This is a genomic window from Kitasatospora sp. NBC_00039 (assembly GCF_045160625.1).
Taxonomy (GTDB): domain Bacteria; phylum Actinomycetota; class Actinomycetes; order Streptomycetales; family Streptomycetaceae; genus Kitasatospora.
Window position 1 is genome coordinate 1,709,907 of the sequence record NZ_CP108289.1, and the last position, 16,203, is coordinate 1,726,109.

The window sequence follows — 16,203 nt, forward strand, 5'->3', positions numbered from 1 at the left end:
TCAGCCGACCGTCCAGGGCAGGGCCTTGGCGCGGGCGACGGCCGCGTAGGTCTCCAGCGAGACCCTGGCGACGGCGCGCTGGTCGAAGTGCGCCGTCGCGCGGCGCCGGGCTGCGGCGCCGAGCCGGCCGCGCAGGCCGGGCTCGGTGAGAAGCCGGTCCAGCGCGGTGGTGAGGGCCCGGGCGTCCCCGGGCGGGGCGAGGAGCAGGTGCTCGTCGTGGCCGCCGATCTCCCGGCAGCCGCGGATGTCGCTGAGCACCATCGGGAGACCGACGGCGGCGGCCTCCATGGCGGAACGCGAGAACCCCTCCCGGTAGGAGGGGAGCACGAAGACGTCGAGGGCCGCGTACACCGCGGGCATGTCGCTGCGCGCGCCGAGGAACTCGACTCCGGACTCGGCGCCGTGGGCGTCCGGCTTCTCCGGGTCGTCCGGGCCGATCCAGACGAACCGGGCCTTGCCGGCCAGCGCCCGGGCCGCCTCGGCGTACTCGCCGATGCCCTTCTCGGCCACCCGCCGGCCGACTCCGCCGACCAGCAACTCCTCCGGACCGACGCCGAATTCCGCGCGGACCCGGGCCCTGGTGCGGGCCCGCTCGCCCGGGTCGGTGGCGAACCGGGTGAGGTCGACCCCGTTGCCGACCACCCGCGAGCGGCGGGCCGGGACGGCGCGGGCCAGGGTACGGCGGTCCTCGCCGTTCTGGTACAGCTCCGCGTGCGAGAAGCGGCCCGCGAAGGCCTCGGCACCGAGGACGAACGCCCGCTTGGCGAGCGGGTCGTGGGCCTGCGCCCAGAGGCCGTGGCAGGTGTTCACCACGACCGGCACCCGGGCGAGCCGGCCCAGCACCCGGCCGAGCACCCCGGTCTTGGGATTGTGGGTGTGCAGCACGTCCGGGCGCAGCCGGTTCAGCACGGCGAGCAGTTCGCGGGCGGCCGCGGCGTCGGCGCGCGGCTGCCAGGCCCGGGTGAGCGCGTGCAGCGGCTCGTGCCGGACGCCGATCGCCTCGATCTCGGGGACGTACGGGCCGGGCGCGCTGATGCCGTAGGTCTCGAAGCCGGACTCCAGGTCCACCTTGAGTTCGGTGGCGAGGAGGAGGTGCAGGCTCATGTCGACGGTGGTGAGGTGGGCGACGCGCAGCGGGCGGCCGCCGGGGCCGCGGAGTCTGGGCATCGGCGTCACGGGCTCGGTCGTCAGGGGTGTGGGTGTCAGGGGTGTGGGTGTCAGGGATGCGGGAGTCGGGGATGCGGGAGTCGGGGATGCGGGTGCGGCCGGCGCCGGTGTCACGGGCCCGGGCGTCACGGGCTCAGGCACGGGCCCCCACCGCCTTCGCGCTCGCCACGATCCGGGCGTAGGCGCGCTCGGGTATCAGCCGCCCGTAGAGCTTGGCGCGGAAGAAGTCGATCGGGTCGGTGCGGCGGACCGGCACCCGGCGCAGCCGGACCGGGTCGACACCCGGCGTGTTGCGGCCGACCTCGCCGGTCGCCGCGGTCCGGAACCGGGCCCGCAAGGCCGGCTCCATGTGCGGCACGGGGACACCCCAGGTGTAGGCGTAGTGCCGGGGGCGGACGCCGAGGTGCTGCTCGACGTCGTCGTTGCAGGCGTCCAGCTCGGCGGTGGTCAGCAGCTCGGGGCGGGCATGGCTGCGGGTGTGGTTGGCTACGGTGCACAGGCCGGAGGCGGTCATCTCACGCAGCTGCTCCCAGCTGAGCCCGGGGGCGCCCGAGGTCTTCGCGGTCGATCCCTCCCAGCGCATCTCGCCGCCGACGTGCCCGCTGGCGAGGTAGATGGTGAACGGGAGGCCGCGCTCGCGCAGCAGCGGCCAGGCGTTGTCGTAGACGTCGGCGAAGCCGTCGTCGAAGGTGAGCACGGTGCTGGGGGTACGGCGGCCGGCCTCGATCCGGTCCACCGCCTCGTCCAGCGGGACCACCCGGCCGGGCGGGAGTTCGGCGAGCAGGTCGGCCTGGGCGGTGAAGTCGGTCGTGGTGACGTCCAGCTCGTCCGGGCTGCCGCCGCCGACGCGGTGGTAGATCAGGACGGTGGCGCCCTCGCCCGGCCGGGCCCCGACCCTGCGTGCCAGGTGACGTTTGACCTGCGCGCGGATGCCCCCGGTCGTACCGGCCTCGGCGGCGCCCCCGGTCGTACCGGCCTCGGCCCTGGTGGATGCCGTCCCGGCTTCGATCGGTGTCGCCTCGGCCTCGGTGGGTGTCGTCCCGGCCTTCGTGGGCCCGGTGGTGCCGCTCAACGTTCCCCCTCTGCCCTCTGCCGCTCTCGGCAGCGCCCTCCCCGGCGCCGTCAAGTGGCCTTTCATCCGGCGCAGTTGGCGCCCGGATGGAAATCACAGTAGGGGGAACTGTGGGGCTGGTGCCCCGAAGTTGTGAAAGAAGCGAGAAGGAGTTGGCAGATGGGCTGAAAACCGGCCGATCTGACCGGTTGGAATCGATCGGCCGTTCAGGCGGCCGGGCTTTCCGGCCTCCCCGGCCCGCGCGTCAGGGGATCGCGCCCCGGATTCAGAGGGTCGCGCCGCGCCGGTACCGCAGCAGGGCGAACGCGATCCGGCCGAGCAGCAGCACCCCGGCGGCGAGGCAGCCGGCCACCGCCATCGCCCAGGCCGGGCCGTCACTGTCCGGAACCGCCACCGCGACCACGATGCCGATCGCGAGACAGGCCAGACCGACCACCGCCAGCGGGATCTGGTGGGTGACCAGTGCGCCACCACTCCACGCTCGGGCCATCCGGGTCGCACCGTGCAGGTGGAAGTGATCACGTTCCGCATCTGCCATGAGCCCAAGGTACCGCGAGGCCGCTCCGGAGGCAGCCCGCAGGGAGTGATCCCGGCGCGACCCTGCGCAACCGAAAGGGCGCCGGAAGCACTCCGGCGCACATCCGGGGCGCCGTTTCCGGGCCCGCGAAAAATCCCTCGGCCGTCCGGTACAACCATCTACGGCGTGTAGGGGTCTCCACTACATTGAGCGATCCAGGAGCCGTCCGCGGTGCGGGTTGGGAGTCCCCGCCGAGGACCGGAAGAACCCAGGGGGCGGAGCCGCCGTGCCCTGGAGTCGGAGGCCGGGCTCCGTCCTCCGGCGGTACCGCCACGCCGCACCGGCGACCGAGGGGGAACCGTGCCGCAGTCCCAGTCCATGACATCGACCTCCAGGACCCGGACCAGCTCCGTGGTCCGAGCCCTGCCGAGTGTGAACGTGCGCCCGTTGTCGCAGGCGGCCGCCGGGCAGCCGGCCGCCCGGCAACCCGCCGTTCGCACGCCCGTCCGGCAACCCACTGTCCTTCCGGTGGCAGCCCCCCGCCCCACGCCCCGCCCGACGCCCCGGCCGGCCGCCGGGCGGGGTGACTGGCTGCGCTTCGCGCCCGTCCAGCCGCTGTTCCGGGCCCGGGCCGCGCAGCGGCTCGCCGTGCTCGCGTACCACGGCGTCACCGACCCGCGCTCCTTCGGCGCCCAGCTCGACCGCCTGCGAAGACTTGCCACACCCGTCTCGCTCGCCGCCGTCCAGCAGGCCGTCACCGAACGACGCCCCCTGCCGGCCCGCAGCGTGCTCGTCACCTTCGACGACGCCGACCGCAGCGTCCTCACCCACGCCCTCCCCGCCCTCAACGACCGGGGCATCCCGGCCGCCGCGTTCGTCATCTCCGAGCTGATCGGCACCGAGAAGCCGTTCTGGTGGCACGAGGCGGAGTTCCTCGCCCGGCACGGCGGGCGCGCCCGCTCCCTCGACTGCGGACCGGCCAACCAACTGCTCCCCCGGCTCAAGGCCATGCCCGACCCCGACCGGCGCCGCAGCCTCCAGGAGCTCCGGGTCAGCGCCGACCGCCGACCGCCCCGGCAGGAACAGCTCACCCCCGCCGACCTGCTCGCCCTGCGCGCGGGCGGCGTCGCCATCGGCAACCACACCCAGGGGCACCCCTGCCTGGGCCGCTGCGACGATGCCACCGTCCGCGCCGAGATCACCGGTGCCCACGAGGCCCTCACCCGCTGGCTCGGTGAACCGCCGGCCGCCTTCGCCTACCCCGACGGCGGCCACGACCCCCGTGCGGAGACCGTCCTCCAGGAGCTCGGCTACCGCCTCGGCTTCCTCTCCGACCACCGCCTCGGCCCCCGCCTCCCCGACCATCCGCTCCAGATCAGCCGCCTCCAGGTCGACTCCACCACCAGCACCCGCCGCTTCGACACCATCCTCTCCGGACTCGAACCCGCCTACCGCCGCTGGCGCGGCCAGGCAGTGGCCTAGCTAGGGCGGCTCGGCGCTGCACGGGACGTCGGCGGGGCCGACGTCCCGTGCAGTGGTGCAGGGTGCGGCCGGCTGCCGCAGTGGCGGGGGTGCAGCAGCGGGGTGCGGCGGCAGGTGGTCACGCCTCGCGCACGGCGGTCAGGCTCGACGACCGGGCCGGCCGGGGAGCAGGTGCTCTCCGGCGACCGGACCGCCCCGCTGCCCCACCCGTTCCCGCTCGTCAGACCGCCGGGGCCGGAGCGGCCAGGGCGTGCCCCTGCGGGTAGAGGAGCGCCGCCGGTGGGAGCGTCGCGGGAGCGCCGGCGTGGAGGACGGTGAGGGTGGCGTTGCCGGTGCGGCCGGGGCCGGTGACGCGGCGGAGGGCCTGGGCGGCGACGGCGTCGGCGGAGCCGTGCAGCGTGAGGTGCGGGGCCGCGAGGGGGGCGACGGCGGTGCGGATGCGGTCGGCGACCAGTTCGTAGTGGGTGCAGCCGAGCACGATCGCCGCCGTGCCCGCCGGCGTACGGGCGGCCGCGTCGGCGATGGCCTCGTCGATGGCGGCGTCGTCGCCGTGCTCGACGGCGTCCGCCAGGCCGGGGCAGGCGACCTCGGTGACGGCGGCGGTCCCGGAGAAGTCGCGGATGAGGCCGCGCTGGTAGGCGCTGCCCGTGGTGGCGGGGGTGGCCCAGATGGCGACCGGGCCGCCGAGGGCGGCGGCCGGCTTGATGGCCGGGACGGTGCCGATGACCGGCAGCGCGGGCTCCAGTTCGGCGCGCAGCGTCGCGAGCGCGTGGACGGAGGCGGTGTTGCAGGCGATCACCAGGGCGTCCGGCCGAAGGTCCGCGGCCGCCCGCGCGCAGCCGAGGGCGAGCGCGGTGACCTCCTCGGGCGTGTGCGGGCCCCAGGGCATCGAGGCGGGGTCGGAGGAAAGCACCAGATCGGCGTCCGGGCGGAGCTTCCGCAGGGCGGCAGCAGCGGCGAGCAGGCCGATTCCCGAGTCCATCAGTGCGATCTTCACAGGGCAAGACTTTAGTCGATGCCCCGCCGCGGGCCCCGGGTGCGGCAGACTGCCCGGGTGACCGTCCTGCTGTGGATCGCCCTGCTCTCCCTGCTGGTCTGGCTCTGGCTGGCATGCTGCCACGGCTTGTTCTGGCGTACCGACGTCCGGCTTCCGCCGCGTCGCCCGCCTGCCCGCTGGCCGGAGGTCGTGGTGGTGGTACCGGCCCGGGACGAGGCGGAGGTGCTGCCGCTCAGCCTGCCGGGCCTGCTGGCGCAGAAGTATCCGGGGCGGGCCCGCGTGGTGCTGGTGGACGACCACAGCTCGGACGGGACCGGCGCGCTGGCGCGGGCGCTCGCCACGCCCGGTGGGCTGGGGCTGACCGTCACCACCCCGCCCCTGCTGCCGCCGGGCTGGACCGGCAAGCTGTGGGCGCTGCGGCACGGGGTGGAACTGGCCGGTCCGGACGCCGAGTACCTGCTGCTCACCGATGCGGACATCGCGCACGGTCCGGACTCACTGGCCGAGCTGGTGGCCGCCGCCGAGGGCGACCGGCTGGACCTGGTGTCGCAGATGGCCCGGCTACGGGTGGAGACCGGGTGGGAGCGGTTGATCGTGCCGGCGTTCGTGTACTTCTTCGCCCAGCTGTACCCGTTCCGCCGCAGCAACCGGCCCGGGGCCCGGACGGCCGCGGCGGCGGGCGGCTGCTCGCTGGTGCGGCGGGAGACGCTGGAGCGGGTGGGCGGGGTGGCGGCGATCCGGGGGGCGGTGATCGACGATGTGTCGCTGGCCCGCGCGGTGAAGGCGGCGGGCGGCCGGACCTGGCTCGGCCTGGCCGAGCAGGTGGACAGCGTCCGCCCGTATCCGCGGCTGGCCCAGCTCTGGCGGATGGTCTCGCGCAGCGCGTACGCGCAGTTGCGGCACTCGCCGCTGCTGCTGCTCGGCACCGTCGTCGGACTGACGCTGGTGTACCTGGTGCCGCCGGTGGCGGCGCTGGCCGGCCTGGCCACCGGCAGCTGGGCGGTGGCCGCGGCGGGCGGGGTGGCGTGGGCGCTGATGGCGGGGACCTTCCTGCCGATGCTGCGCTACTACGGGCAGCCGGCACCGGCCGCGCTGCTGCTGCCGTTCACCGCGTCGCTCTACCTGCTGATGACGGTGGACTCCGCGGTGCAGCACTGGCGCGGGCGCGGAGCCGCGTGGAAAGGCCGGACGTACTGACCTCGGCTGGTCCACACTGTTCGGATGGACCGCCAGACGATCTCCCGCCTCGCCCATGCCCACCACCCGATCGCCGCGCCGGTCGCCGACGACTCGGTGGCCAGGCTGCTGGCCCGGGCGACCTCCCGCTCCGAGGCCGGCCGGGCGCTGGACCTCGGCTGCGGTGAGGGCGGCTGGCTGCTGCGCCTGCTGGCCGCCCGTCCGCGCTGGCAGGCGGTCGGGGTGGACCTGGACGCGGAGGCCCTGACCCGGGCCCGGGAGACCGCGCAGGCCCTCGGGGTGGAGCGGCGGATCGGCCTGCACCATCTGGACGCCCGGGAGTTCACGGCCACCGAGCCGTTCGGCCTGGTGCTGAACGTCGGGGCGACGCACGCCTTCGGCGGCCTGCTGCCGACCCTGGCCGCGGCCCGCGAGCACCTGGCGCCGGGTGGCCTGGTGCTGGTCGGCGAGGGATTCTGGGAACGCGAGCCCGCCCGGACCGTGCTGGACGGCCTGGGCGCGGCCCGGGACGACTACGCGGACCTGGCGACCACCACCGACCGGGTGCTCGCGGACGGCTGGACTCCGGTGTACGGGTATGTCAGCAGCCCGCAGGAGTGGGACGACTACGAGCTCTCCTGGACGGGTTCGCTGGCCGAGTGGGCGCTGGACCACCCGGACCACCCGGACGCGGCGGCCGCGCGTGAGGCGGCGGACCGGCACCGCGCCGAGTGGCTGCACGGCTACCGGGGCACCCTGGGCTTCGTCACCTATCTGCTGCGCCTCGGCTGAGGGCCGGCTCGTCCCGGCAGGCGATCACTTCTGCGTGCGGGCGAGGAAGTCGTCGATCAGCGGGGCGATCTCGGGGAGCTTCTCCTCCAGCGCGAAGTGCCCGGTGTCGAACACGTGCAGCTCCGCGTCGGGCAGATCGCGCAGGTAGGCGCGGGCGCCGGGCTCGGTGAAGAAGGGGTCGTTCCGGCCCCAGATGACGAGCGCCGGCGGCCGGTGGGTGCGCAGCCACTCCTGCCAGACGGGGTAGAGCGCGACGTTGGAGTGGTAGTCGAGGGCGAGTTCGACCTGGATGTCCTTGCGGCCGGGCTGGTCGAGGAAGTGCTGGTCGAGGGTCCAGCCGTCCGGGGCGACGAGTTCCGGGTCGCCGGTGCCGCCCTCGTACTGGCTGCGGGTGATCTCCAGGGTGAGGATGGAGCGCGCCCGTTCGGCGGCGCCGTCGACGCCGTGCCGGTTGGCGATGAACTCCCGGGCCTGGTCGGAGAGTCCCTCCTCGTAGGCGTTGCCGTTCTGGACCACCAGGCCGGTGATCCACTCCGGGTGGCGGGTGGCCAGCCGCAGGCCGACGGGGGCGCCGAAGTCGAAGACGTAGAGGGCGAACCGGTCCAGGCCGAGGGCCAGGCAGAAGCGTTCGACGACGTCGGCGAGGGTGTCGAAGCGGTAGGTGAAGTCGCCGGGCGCGGGGCTGTCGCTGTGGCCGAAGCCGGGGTAGTCGGGGGCGATCAGGCGGTAGCGGGTGCCGAGCGCGTCGAGGAGCCGGCCGAACTGGTGGGAGGCGGAGGGGAATCCGTGCAGCAGCAGGAGGACGGGCGCGTCGCTCGGACCGGTCTCCCGGTAGAAGACGCGCAGGCCGTCGACGTCGACGTGGCGGTGCCGGATGTGCGGGATCGTCAGCTCGCTCATGCTAACCATTAAATACCGCAGTAATAGTTAGAAGCAATGGCCCGGCGATCACCGCCCCAGCAGCCGCAGCACGGCCGGCTTGGTGAACTCGTACCGCGTCATCTGTTCGAGGTCCTTCAGCCAGCCCGTCACCCGGGCCGGCCGGGCCAGCACCCGGCCGTACAGCTCCTCGAAGGCGGTGGTCACGCTCTCCAGCGAGAACCGCCCGACCACCCACTCCCGCCCCCAGGAGCCCAGTCGACCCCGGCGCCCGGCGTCGTCCAGCAGGCCGCGGAGCTGGCCGGCCAGCACCTCCGGGGCGCGCGAGCCGTCGCCGAACCCGTACATGCAGCGTGAGGCGTGCGGCTCCACCAGCGGGCCCGGCTCGTGCACGGCGGTGTACCCGGCCGCGCCGTGGACCACCACCGGCTTGCCGAAGGCCAGGCCGCGCAGGGCCGAACCGCCCATGCCGAGGACGACGTCGGCAGCCTGGTAGGCGGGCCGCGGATCGGCCAACTGGCCCGGGACCAGGACGGCTTGGCGGCCGAGAGCCGCGTTCGCCCCGGCCGCTCGGGCGCGCAGCTTCTCCAGGCTGGGCCCGGCGCCGACGATGACGAGCCGCACCCTCGGGTCGTACAGCTGCCGGACGGCGTCGACGGTCAGCTCGGCGCCGGCGTCCTTCTCCAGCGCAGGCACCAGGCGGGTGACGATGGCGAGCAGCAACTCGTCGTCACCGATGCCGTGTTCGCGGCGGAACGCGGCCCCGTCCACCTGGCCGGGTGCGTCGGTGGCAGTGTTGACCGGCGGCTCGATCAGGCTGATGTCCCGGTGGCCGAAGGCCCGGCCGTCCCCCATCAGCGCACCGAGTCCGAGCACCAGCGGCTGGTGCCGCGGCAGGCCGCGCAGCATCCGGATGCCGTAGAAGGTGGTGACCACCGGCAGCCGGCCGTAACGCCCGGGCCCGAAGTAGGAGTTGCGGGCGGCCCGGACCTCCCAGGCGTGCAGCAGCTGGCTGCCGTGCTCGGCGGCGAGACGGCCGAGACGGCGGCGGATCTCGGCGTGCGGGGTGTCGGGCCCGCCCGCGACCACCACCTCCAGACCGTGCCCGGCGGCGACCTCGACCAGCGGGGCGGGGCCAGCCACGCCCTGCGCGAACAGCACCGGGTCGTGGCCGCGGTCGCGCAGGGTGCGGGCGATGTCGACGGCGTTGAGCTGGGCCCCGCCCAGGGCGAGGTTGTTGAGATGGACCAGCACCCGGACAGGTCGCAAGGCTCACTCCTCCCAGTGGTGCGGGACGAACACCGGCGCGGCCAGCACGACCGCGCGCGGCGGCGTGTCCAGCATCGGCCCGAACACGTCGAACTGGCCGACCGAGTGCCAGCTCATCAGCGTCCCGCCGTCGGTCCGGCCGATGCTGTAGACGCCGGCCCAGAGCGTGTACCGGCCGCGCGGCAGCGGCAACCTGGGTATCACACAGGCGACTTCGTGGTCCTCGCCGGGGAGCCGGACTTCGTGGCTGATCTGGAAGATCGGGCTGGAGGTGCCCTCGCTGACACCCAGGTGCAGGGTGGCGTCGCCGCGGTAGTCGCCGCCGAGGGTCAGCCCGATCGTCATCGGCTCGTCGGTGGTCAGGCTGTCGCGGTCCTCGCCCCGGACGGCGTGCTTGAGCAGTTGCAGCGGCTCGCCGGTGCGGCCGCCGGCCTCGGACTGCGCCTCGATGGAGTCCCGGTAGCCGGCCATCGCCTCCTTGATGCCCGCGTCCACCCGCACCGAGCCCTGCTCCAGCCAGATGCCGCGGCGGCAGATCGACTCCACCGCCGGCAGGTCGTGGGAGACGAAGACGATCGTGGTGCCCTGCTCCGCGACCTCGCGCATCCGGTCCAGGCAGCGCTGCTGGAAGACGGCGTCGCCGACCGCCAACACCTCGTCCACCAGCAGGACATGGGGCTCCAGGTAGGCCGCGACGGCGAAGCCGAGGCGCATTTGCATGCCGGAGGAGTAGAACTTGACCTGCCGGTCGATGGCGCCGCCGAGCCGGGCGAACTCCACGATGTCGTCGAAGCGGGCGCCCACCTCGCGCCGCCGCAGGCCCAGCAACGCGCCAAACAGGTAGATGTTCTCCCGGCCCGTCAGATCGGGGTGGATGCCGGCCCGGATCTCGATCAGCGCGCCGATCCGGCCGCGTACGTCGATCACGCCGCCGTACGGGTACATCACCCGGGTCAGCATCTTCAGCAGGGTGGACTTGCCGGAGCCGTTGGAGCCGATCAGGCCGACCGACTCGCCCGGCTCGATGTGCATCGTGATGTCGCGCAGGGCCCAGCGCCAGTCCTCGCCCTTCTCGCCGCGCAGCCGGCGGGCCAGCGAGTCGACCTTGTCGCGCAGCAGCATCCGCTGCTGGTCGGCCTTGAAGCGCTTCCACACCTGGTCGGTGCGGATGGTGCCCAGGGGGTACGTCTGGCTAGGCGACATCGGCGATCCCCGTCTCCAGCTTCTTGAACAGCAGGTAGCCGCCGACCAGGAACACCAGTGAGGAGACCGCGGCGATCGAGGTGAGCGTGACGTCCGGTGCGTCCCCGTACAGCAGGGCTCCGCGGTAGCCCTCGATGACGGCGCCGAGCGGGTTGAACCCGACGTAGATCTCCTGCAGGCGCTGCGGGATCTGTGCCAGCGGGTAGGCGACGGGGGTGGCGAAGACGCCCATCTGCGTGATGATCGGCAGCAGGTGGCGGACGTCGCGCAGGTAGACCACGGCCACCGAGAGGATCAGCGCGACGCCGTAGGTGAAGGCGAACTGGATGAGCAGCAGCGGCAGCACCCAGAGGAAGGTCGCGGCGGGGGCGGTCCAGAAGATTAGGAAGAGCAGGCCGAGGACGCCGATGCCGATCACCATGTCCACGCTGGCGACCAGCATGGTGGCCAGCGGGAAGACCTCGCGCGGGCAGTAGACCTTGTTCAGCAGGCTGAGGTTGTTGGCCAGGCTCAGCGCGCCCTGGTTCATGGTGTTGCTGAAGAACTGCCAGACGATCAGGCCGACGTAGGCGAAGAGCGGGTAGGCCGCCGTGCCGGTGTCGATCTTCACCGCGCGGTGGAAGACCAGCGTGAAGATGGAACAGAGCGCGAGCGGGGTCAGCACCGCCCAGGCGAAGCCGAGCACCGCCTGCTTGTAGCGGGCGCGCAGGTCGCGCTCGGCCAGCGCGCGGACCAGCTCACGCGCGCCCCACAGCTCCCGGGCCACCTGCACGGGACGCAGGTGGCGTTTGAAGACCAGCTCCGGTGGCGGCCCGTCGGCGGCCGCGGGCCGCCACGGAGCGGCCGATGTCTGGCTGTCGCGCTCGTCGACGAGCTGCGCGCGTTGTCCCCCCACGGACCCCTGCCCTCTCCGGTACCGCCGGAATCGAGAAGTGGGCCTTCCGCCACGGCAGTTCCCGGCCTCGGCGGTGCGGCCCGGCGTCCACTCTGGCACAGAGTGTGGTCGCCGGGGGTCGGTTCGGTGAAGGTGATCAGACCGGGTCAGTACCGCAGCTGGCGCGGGTTGCGCTGCTGGTCCTGCTGCACCAGCTGGTCGAGGACACCGGGCATCGCGTCGACACTGCCGGCCTGGGTCGGCGAGGTGCGGTGCGCGCCGTGGACGACGACGGTGGGCAGCTCGTCGATCCCGTACCGGACGAACAGCGCGGCGGCGTCGTCGACGGCATGCCGCACGTCGGCGGAGCGGTACGCGTCCCGGAACTGCTGCGGGTCGACGCCCTGGCGCAGCGCCCAGTCCGTGGCGGTGCTCTCGGTGGTGAGGTCCTGCTTGTCGGAGTGGATCGCGCGGAAGGCGCTGGTCTGCAGGCGCTCGACCAGGCCGAGGCGCTCCAGCGTGTAGTAGAGGCGCGCGTGGCCGCGCTGCGCGGCCTCCTCGCGGCGGCCCGGCCAGATCGCGGGCACCCGGCGCAGGTCGACGTCCTCGCGGTGCTTCTCGGCCCAGGCCTGGAGCGGCTTCTCCAGCTGCTGGGAGTGGCTGCAGTCGTACCAGAAGAACTCGAGCGCGTCGGTGCGGGCGCTCGCGCGCGCCGCCTGCGGGTGGTCGAGGCGGATGAACTGGGAACCCTCGGTGGCGGGTTGATGGGTCGCTGCGCCGGCCTGGGCAGGGGATGCGGCGATCCCGGTGGCGACGGCGAGCAGGACGGTGGACCTCAACAGCGATTTCACACCGCGCATCCTCGCGGCCACGGTCCGCGACCGGCCGGTTCCGCCGGTGCGGCGCGGACGGATTCACCCGGACGGCCCAGCGCGGCCGGCCGCTCCGCCCGGGCCGGCCCCGGCCCGGCCCGCCCCGGAGCCGGCTACCGCCACGGCGACAGGCGGACCAGGCCGGACCAGGCCGGGGCCTGTGTCACTCCGGACGCGGCGCGTGCTCCGGTCGCGGCGGGACCACCGCGGGCGTGGGCACGGGCGCGGCCTTGGCGAGGGCGGGCGGCTCCCCGGCCGGGCGCTGCTCCCCGGCCGGGCGCTGCTCGCCGGCCGGCTCGGGCGACTGCCGTGGGGCGGTGCCCGCCTTCGGCGTGGCGCCCTCGAAGAAGCGCAGCAACTCGACCGGGAACGGCAGGACGAGCGTGGAGTTCTTCTCCGCCGCCACCTCCACGACCGTCTGGAGCAGGCGCAGTTGGAGCGCGGACGGCGTGCTGTCCATCATCTCCGCCGCCTGGGCGAGCTTCGCGGCGGCCTGGAACTCGCCGTCGGCGGTGATGATGCGGGCGCGCCGCTCGCGGTCGGCCTCGGCCTGCCGGGCCATCGAGCGCTTCATCGAGTCCGGCAGCGCAACGTCCTTGATCTCGACCCGGTCGATGTGCACGCCCCAGCCGACGGCCGGGCTCTCCAGCATCAGTTCCAGCCCGCGGTGCAGGTTCTCCCGCCCGGACAGCAGGTCGTCGAGCTCGCTCTTGCCGATGATCGAGCGCAGCGAGGTCTGCGCGACCTGCGACATGGCGAAGGTGTAGTTCTGCACGTCGACGGTGGCGAGCACCGGGTCGACCACCCGGAAGTAGACGACCGCGTCGACGCGCACCGAGACGTTGTCCCGGGTGATGCCCTCCTGGGCGGGCACCGGCATGGTGATGACCTGCACGTTCACCTTGCGCATCCGGTCGATGACCGGCACCAGCAGGGCGGGACCGGGCTGGCGCACCCGTCCGCGCACCCGGCCCAGCCGGAAGACCACACCCCGCTCGTACTGCTGCACCACCCGTACCCCGGTGGCGAGCCAGAGAATTCCCAGGGCCGCGAGGCCCGCGAGTACCACCATGCCGGTGACCTTTCCCCGTGCCGGCGCACCCGGGCGGAGTCCCTGCTGGCTCCGTCGTACGGGCGCGCCGCGCAGCGAAGTATGCGCCTGTCCGGCATCCGTTCCCAGGGGCGGATGCCGTTTTGACGCATCGTCGGTGCGCGCCCCGGGCACGGGCCGGTCAGCTCCGGCGCCAGACCTCGGTGAACAGGCCCTGCCAGGCGTCGGTCACCACGCCGAGCTCGTTCTGCGCGAGCGTGTGCGCGCGGGCGGCGGCGCCGAGCGCGGCACGGTCGCCGGCCAGCACCTTGGCCAGCGCCTCCGCGAGCGCGAGCGGGTCTCCGGGGGCGACCAGGGCGCCGGTGACACCGTCGCGGACCACCGAGCGGACCCAGCCGACGTCGGTGGCGACGGCGGGCAGCCCGGCCAGCCCGGCCTCGATCAGGACACCGGGCACACCCTCGCTGTCGCTGGTGAGCAACAGCGCGTCGGCGGCCCGGTAGAGCGGGCCCGGGTCGGCGAGGGTGCCGAGGAAGTGGGCCCTGGCCGCGGCCGGATGCTGTTCGAGGGCGGCGCGCTGCGGGCCGTCGCCGGCCACGGCGAGGCGGACGTCGGGGAGGCGGACGTCGGGGAGGCGATCGAGGGCGTCGAGGGCGAGGTCGAGCCGCTTCTCGGGCGCGATCGCGCCGATCCAGGCGACCAGCAGACCGTCGGCGGGCAGGCCGAGGGCGTGCCGGGCGGCCCGCCGGCCGGCCTCGCCGTCGGCGGGCGGGTAACGGTCGGCGGCGCGGGCGTTGGGGATGGTGCGGACCCTGCCGGCGGGCAGCCGGAAGCGGTCCCGCAGGACGCCTCGGGCCTCGTCGGCCAGTGCGGTGACGACGGCCGCACGGTGCAGCAGGACGCCGGTGCGCAGCCGGCGCAGTGGGCTCGCCGTCCAGTGCCGGGGGTCGCCGATGGAGACGTAGACGAAGGGCGTGCGGGTGCCGGCCAGGGCGAGGGCGCAGGCCGGGAGGGTGGAGGACCCGTGCGCGACGACGAGGTCGGCGGTGCGGGCCGCGGCGCGCAGGGCGCGCAGGGTGGCGGGGTGCAGCCGGCCCGGTCCGAGCACGGTGGTGGCACGGGTGTCGGGCGCGTCCGGGTGGGCGTCGGGGTGCGGGGCGAGGGCGCGCAGTGCGGAGGCCTGGCCGCGGCGGCGAAGCTCCCGGTGGAGGTCCCTGGCGAGGTTCTGGGCGCCGCGGCGGCGCGGATCGGTGATCAGGTGCAGGATGCGGGGGCGGGTTCCGGCCGTCTTCGCCGGCATCGCGTCGGGCATGGGAACGACCTTGGCACAGGGCCCGGCGCGGTACAGCCCCTTCGCGCAACCCCGTGGTGGCCTGCGCGCCCGCGTGGGTACTCCCGCAGCGCGCCGCGGGATGACACCGCCCGCCGGGCGCGCCGGCTCTGCGCCCTGCTGCGCGCCCCCGGCCGCCCCGGGAGGCGGGGGAGCGTCCTGGCCGATTCCCTGGCGGGCGGCGGCCGCCACCTGCGATGCTGATCGGCAATCAGGGTGCCGGCCGGCATGGGAGACCGGGCGCGCCCCAGGAGGGCGGGGGTTGGCCTGTGCATGTGCTCTATGTGATCGACAGCGTGAGCCGGGTCGGCGGGGCCGAACAGGGTCTGGTGGCGATGGCCCCCCAACTGGTGCGGGCCGGGGTGAAACTGGACGTCGCGTACCTCAAGGACTCCCCCGGCGGCTTCCAGCCGGAGCTGACCGGGGCCGGTGCCGACGTGTTCGGCCTGGGCCGGGCCACCCGCGGGCGGACGGGCGCCGCACTGCACCGGCTGATCCGGGAGCGCCGGCCGGACCTCGTGCACACCACGCTCTACGAGTCCGACGTGCTCGGCCGGGCCGCCGCCCTGTCGGCCCGCACCCCGGTGGTCTCCAGCCTGGTGAACTCGTCGTACGGCCCGGAGCACCGGGGCGCGCGCGGGCTCAGCCCGTGGAAGGTGCGGGCCGCACAGGCGGTGGACGCCGCGACCGCCCAGGGCACCCGGCGCTTCCACGCCCTGACCCGGTACGTGGCCGGGACGATGGCGCAGCGGCTGCGGGTGCCGCGGGACCGGATCGACGTCGTCCCGCGCGGGCGCGACCCGGAGCTGCTGGGGTCCGTCACCCCGGACCGGCGGGCCGCCGTCCGGTCCGCGCTGGACCTCCCGCAGGACGTCCCGGTGGTCCTCGCGGCGGCCCGCCAGCAGTACCAGAAGGGCCTGGACGTGCTGTTGGAGGCCTGGCCCGGGGTGTTGCGTGCCGAGCCGGACGCGGTGCTGCTGCTGGCCGGCAGCGAGGGCGGCGAGACGGCCCGGCTGACCGCGCTCGCCGCGGCGGCGGGGAACGTGCGCTTCCTCGGGCCGCGCGACGACGTCTTCGACCTGATGGCCGCCTCCGACGCGTTCGCCGTGCCCTCCCGCTGGGAGGGGCTGGGCAGCGCCGCGATGGAGGCGATGGGCGTCGGCGTGCCGCTGGTCTGCGCGGACGTGCCCGCGCTGCGCGAGACGGTCGGCTCGGAGGACTACGCCCGGCTGGTGGCGCCGGAGCGGCCGGCCGAACTGGCGGCGGCGCTCACCGACGCGCTGGAGGACCGGGCGGCGGCCCGGGTGCGGGCGAAGGCGGCCCGGGCCCGGTTCCTGACCTCGTTCACCCTGCACCAGGTGTCGGCGCAGATGGTCGAGTTCTACGAGCGATCGCTGCGGGTGCGCGCGGTCTGACGGGTTCCGGCCACCACCGGGCCGTTCGTCGGGAATCGGCCGGTCCCAGTATCGCCAAAGCGGTTGCGCCGCACGTCGCGGCTCGGCAAGCATCGCAGGGGGGACCG

Annotated in this window: 15 protein-coding genes; 4 read left to right on the top strand and 11 right to left on the bottom strand. The window is 74.4% G+C overall.

Annotation, left to right across the window (positions count from 1 at the left end; all coding sequences use genetic code 11):
* The 3 genes from OG286_RS07750 to OG286_RS07760 all read right to left on the bottom strand — a co-directional run bounded on the left by OG286_RS07750 (window position 1) and on the right by OG286_RS07760 (window position 2,777).
* Entirely contained in the window at window positions 1-1,167 is a 1,167-nt protein-coding gene (locus OG286_RS07750) for a glycosyltransferase (protein WP_396324851.1), read from the bottom strand.
* A gap of 133 nt (window positions 1,168-1,300) precedes the next feature.
* Complete coding sequence (locus OG286_RS07755) at window positions 1,301-2,239, bottom strand: polysaccharide deacetylase family protein (RefSeq protein WP_396324850.1); 939 nt, start codon at window positions 2,237-2,239, stop codon at window positions 1,301-1,303.
* Between the two features lie 265 nt (window positions 2,240-2,504).
* Entirely contained in the window at window positions 2,505-2,777 is a 273-nt protein-coding gene (locus tag OG286_RS07760; protein ID WP_396324849.1) for a hypothetical protein, read from the bottom strand.
* A 507-nt stretch (window positions 2,778-3,284) separates the two neighbouring features.
* Between OG286_RS07760 and OG286_RS07765 the strand changes: the two genes are divergently transcribed.
* Window positions 3,285-4,238 (top strand): polysaccharide deacetylase family protein, encoded by a 954-nt coding sequence (locus OG286_RS07765; protein ID WP_396324848.1) that lies wholly within the window; start codon window positions 3,285-3,287, stop codon window positions 4,236-4,238.
* A 220-nt stretch (window positions 4,239-4,458) separates the two neighbouring features.
* Here OG286_RS07765 and OG286_RS07770 read toward each other — a convergent pair whose 3' ends face one another.
* Window positions 4,459-5,235 (bottom strand): glutamate racemase, encoded by a 777-nt coding sequence (locus tag OG286_RS07770; protein ID WP_396324847.1) that lies wholly within the window; start codon window positions 5,233-5,235, stop codon window positions 4,459-4,461.
* An 18-nt stretch (window positions 5,236-5,253) separates the two neighbouring features.
* On the opposite strand from OG286_RS07770, the gene OG286_RS07775 reads away from it, so the two are divergent.
* Window positions 5,254-6,432 (top strand): glycosyltransferase, encoded by a 1,179-nt coding sequence (locus OG286_RS07775; RefSeq protein WP_396324846.1) that lies wholly within the window; start codon window positions 5,254-5,256, stop codon window positions 6,430-6,432.
* A gap of 24 nt (window positions 6,433-6,456) precedes the next feature.
* The gene (locus OG286_RS07780; protein ID WP_396324845.1) at window positions 6,457-7,203 is read left to right on the top strand and encodes an SAM-dependent methyltransferase; all 747 of its coding nucleotides are present in this window, start codon (window positions 6,457-6,459) and stop codon (window positions 7,201-7,203) included.
* Window positions 7,204-7,227: 24 nt separating this feature from the next.
* Here the strand turns inward: OG286_RS07780 and OG286_RS07785 are convergent, their stop codons facing one another.
* From OG286_RS07785 to OG286_RS07815, 7 genes are all read right to left on the bottom strand, one after another.
* Entirely contained in the window at window positions 7,228-8,103 is an 876-nt protein-coding gene (locus tag OG286_RS07785) for an alpha/beta fold hydrolase (RefSeq protein ID WP_396324844.1), read from the bottom strand.
* Window positions 8,104-8,151: 48 nt separating this feature from the next.
* Window positions 8,152-9,351, bottom strand: a complete 1,200-nt coding sequence (locus OG286_RS07790; protein ID WP_396324843.1) for a glycosyltransferase family 4 protein — start codon at window positions 9,349-9,351, stop codon at window positions 8,152-8,154.
* Window positions 9,352-9,354: 3 nt separating this feature from the next.
* Window positions 9,355-10,554, bottom strand: coding sequence for a polysaccharide ABC transporter ATP-binding protein (locus OG286_RS07795; protein ID WP_405364918.1), 1,200 nt, complete (start codon window positions 10,552-10,554; stop codon window positions 9,355-9,357).
* Window positions 10,544-11,449, bottom strand: a complete 906-nt coding sequence (locus tag OG286_RS07800) for an ABC transporter permease (RefSeq protein WP_396324841.1) — start codon at window positions 11,447-11,449, stop codon at window positions 10,544-10,546. The genes OG286_RS07795 and OG286_RS07800 overlap by 11 nt, the downstream gene beginning before the upstream one ends.
* A gap of 146 nt (window positions 11,450-11,595) precedes the next feature.
* Entirely contained in the window at window positions 11,596-12,279 is a 684-nt protein-coding gene (locus OG286_RS07805; protein WP_396324840.1) for a thiol:disulfide interchange protein DsbA/DsbL, read from the bottom strand.
* Window positions 12,280-12,463: 184 nt separating this feature from the next.
* The gene (locus OG286_RS07810; protein WP_396324839.1) at window positions 12,464-13,372 is read right to left on the bottom strand and encodes a slipin family protein; all 909 of its coding nucleotides are present in this window, start codon (window positions 13,370-13,372) and stop codon (window positions 12,464-12,466) included.
* A 160-nt stretch (window positions 13,373-13,532) separates the two neighbouring features.
* Complete coding sequence (locus tag OG286_RS07815; protein WP_405362573.1) at window positions 13,533-14,663, bottom strand: glycosyltransferase family 4 protein; 1,131 nt, start codon at window positions 14,661-14,663, stop codon at window positions 13,533-13,535.
* Window positions 14,664-14,965: 302 nt separating this feature from the next.
* Between OG286_RS07815 and OG286_RS07820 the strand changes: the two genes are divergently transcribed.
* Window positions 14,966-16,096 (top strand): glycosyltransferase family 4 protein, encoded by a 1,131-nt coding sequence (locus OG286_RS07820; protein ID WP_405364920.1) that lies wholly within the window; start codon window positions 14,966-14,968, stop codon window positions 16,094-16,096.
* Window positions 16,097-16,203 lie beyond the last annotated feature (107 nt).

What these genes read in the sequence shown, in the direction of transcription:
- OG286_RS07785 (WP_396324844.1), bottom strand. Translation starts at nt 8,103, where the DNA reads ATGAGCGAGCTGACGATCCCGCACATCCGGCACCGCCACGTCGACGTC.
- OG286_RS07760 (WP_396324849.1), bottom strand. Translation starts at nt 2,777, where the DNA reads ATGGCAGATGCGGAACGTGATCACTTCCACCTGCACGGTGCGACCCGG.
- OG286_RS07795 (WP_405364918.1), bottom strand. Translation starts at nt 10,554, where the DNA reads ATGTCGCCTAGCCAGACGTACCCCCTGGGCACCATCCGCACCGACCAG.
- OG286_RS07810 (WP_396324839.1), bottom strand. Translation starts at nt 13,372, where the DNA reads ATGGTGGTACTCGCGGGCCTCGCGGCCCTGGGAATTCTCTGGCTCGCC.
- OG286_RS07780 (WP_396324845.1), top strand. Translation starts at nt 6,457, where the DNA reads ATGGACCGCCAGACGATCTCCCGCCTCGCCCATGCCCACCACCCGATC.
- OG286_RS07815 (WP_405362573.1), bottom strand. Translation starts at nt 14,663, where the DNA reads ATGCCCGACGCGATGCCGGCGAAGACGGCCGGAACCCGCCCCCGCATC.
- OG286_RS07750 (WP_396324851.1), bottom strand. Translation starts at nt 1,167, where the DNA reads ATGCCCAGACTCCGCGGCCCCGGCGGCCGCCCGCTGCGCGTCGCCCAC.
- OG286_RS07775 (WP_396324846.1), top strand. Translation starts at nt 5,254, where the DNA reads ATGCCCCGCCGCGGGCCCCGGGTGCGGCAGACTGCCCGGGTGACCGTC.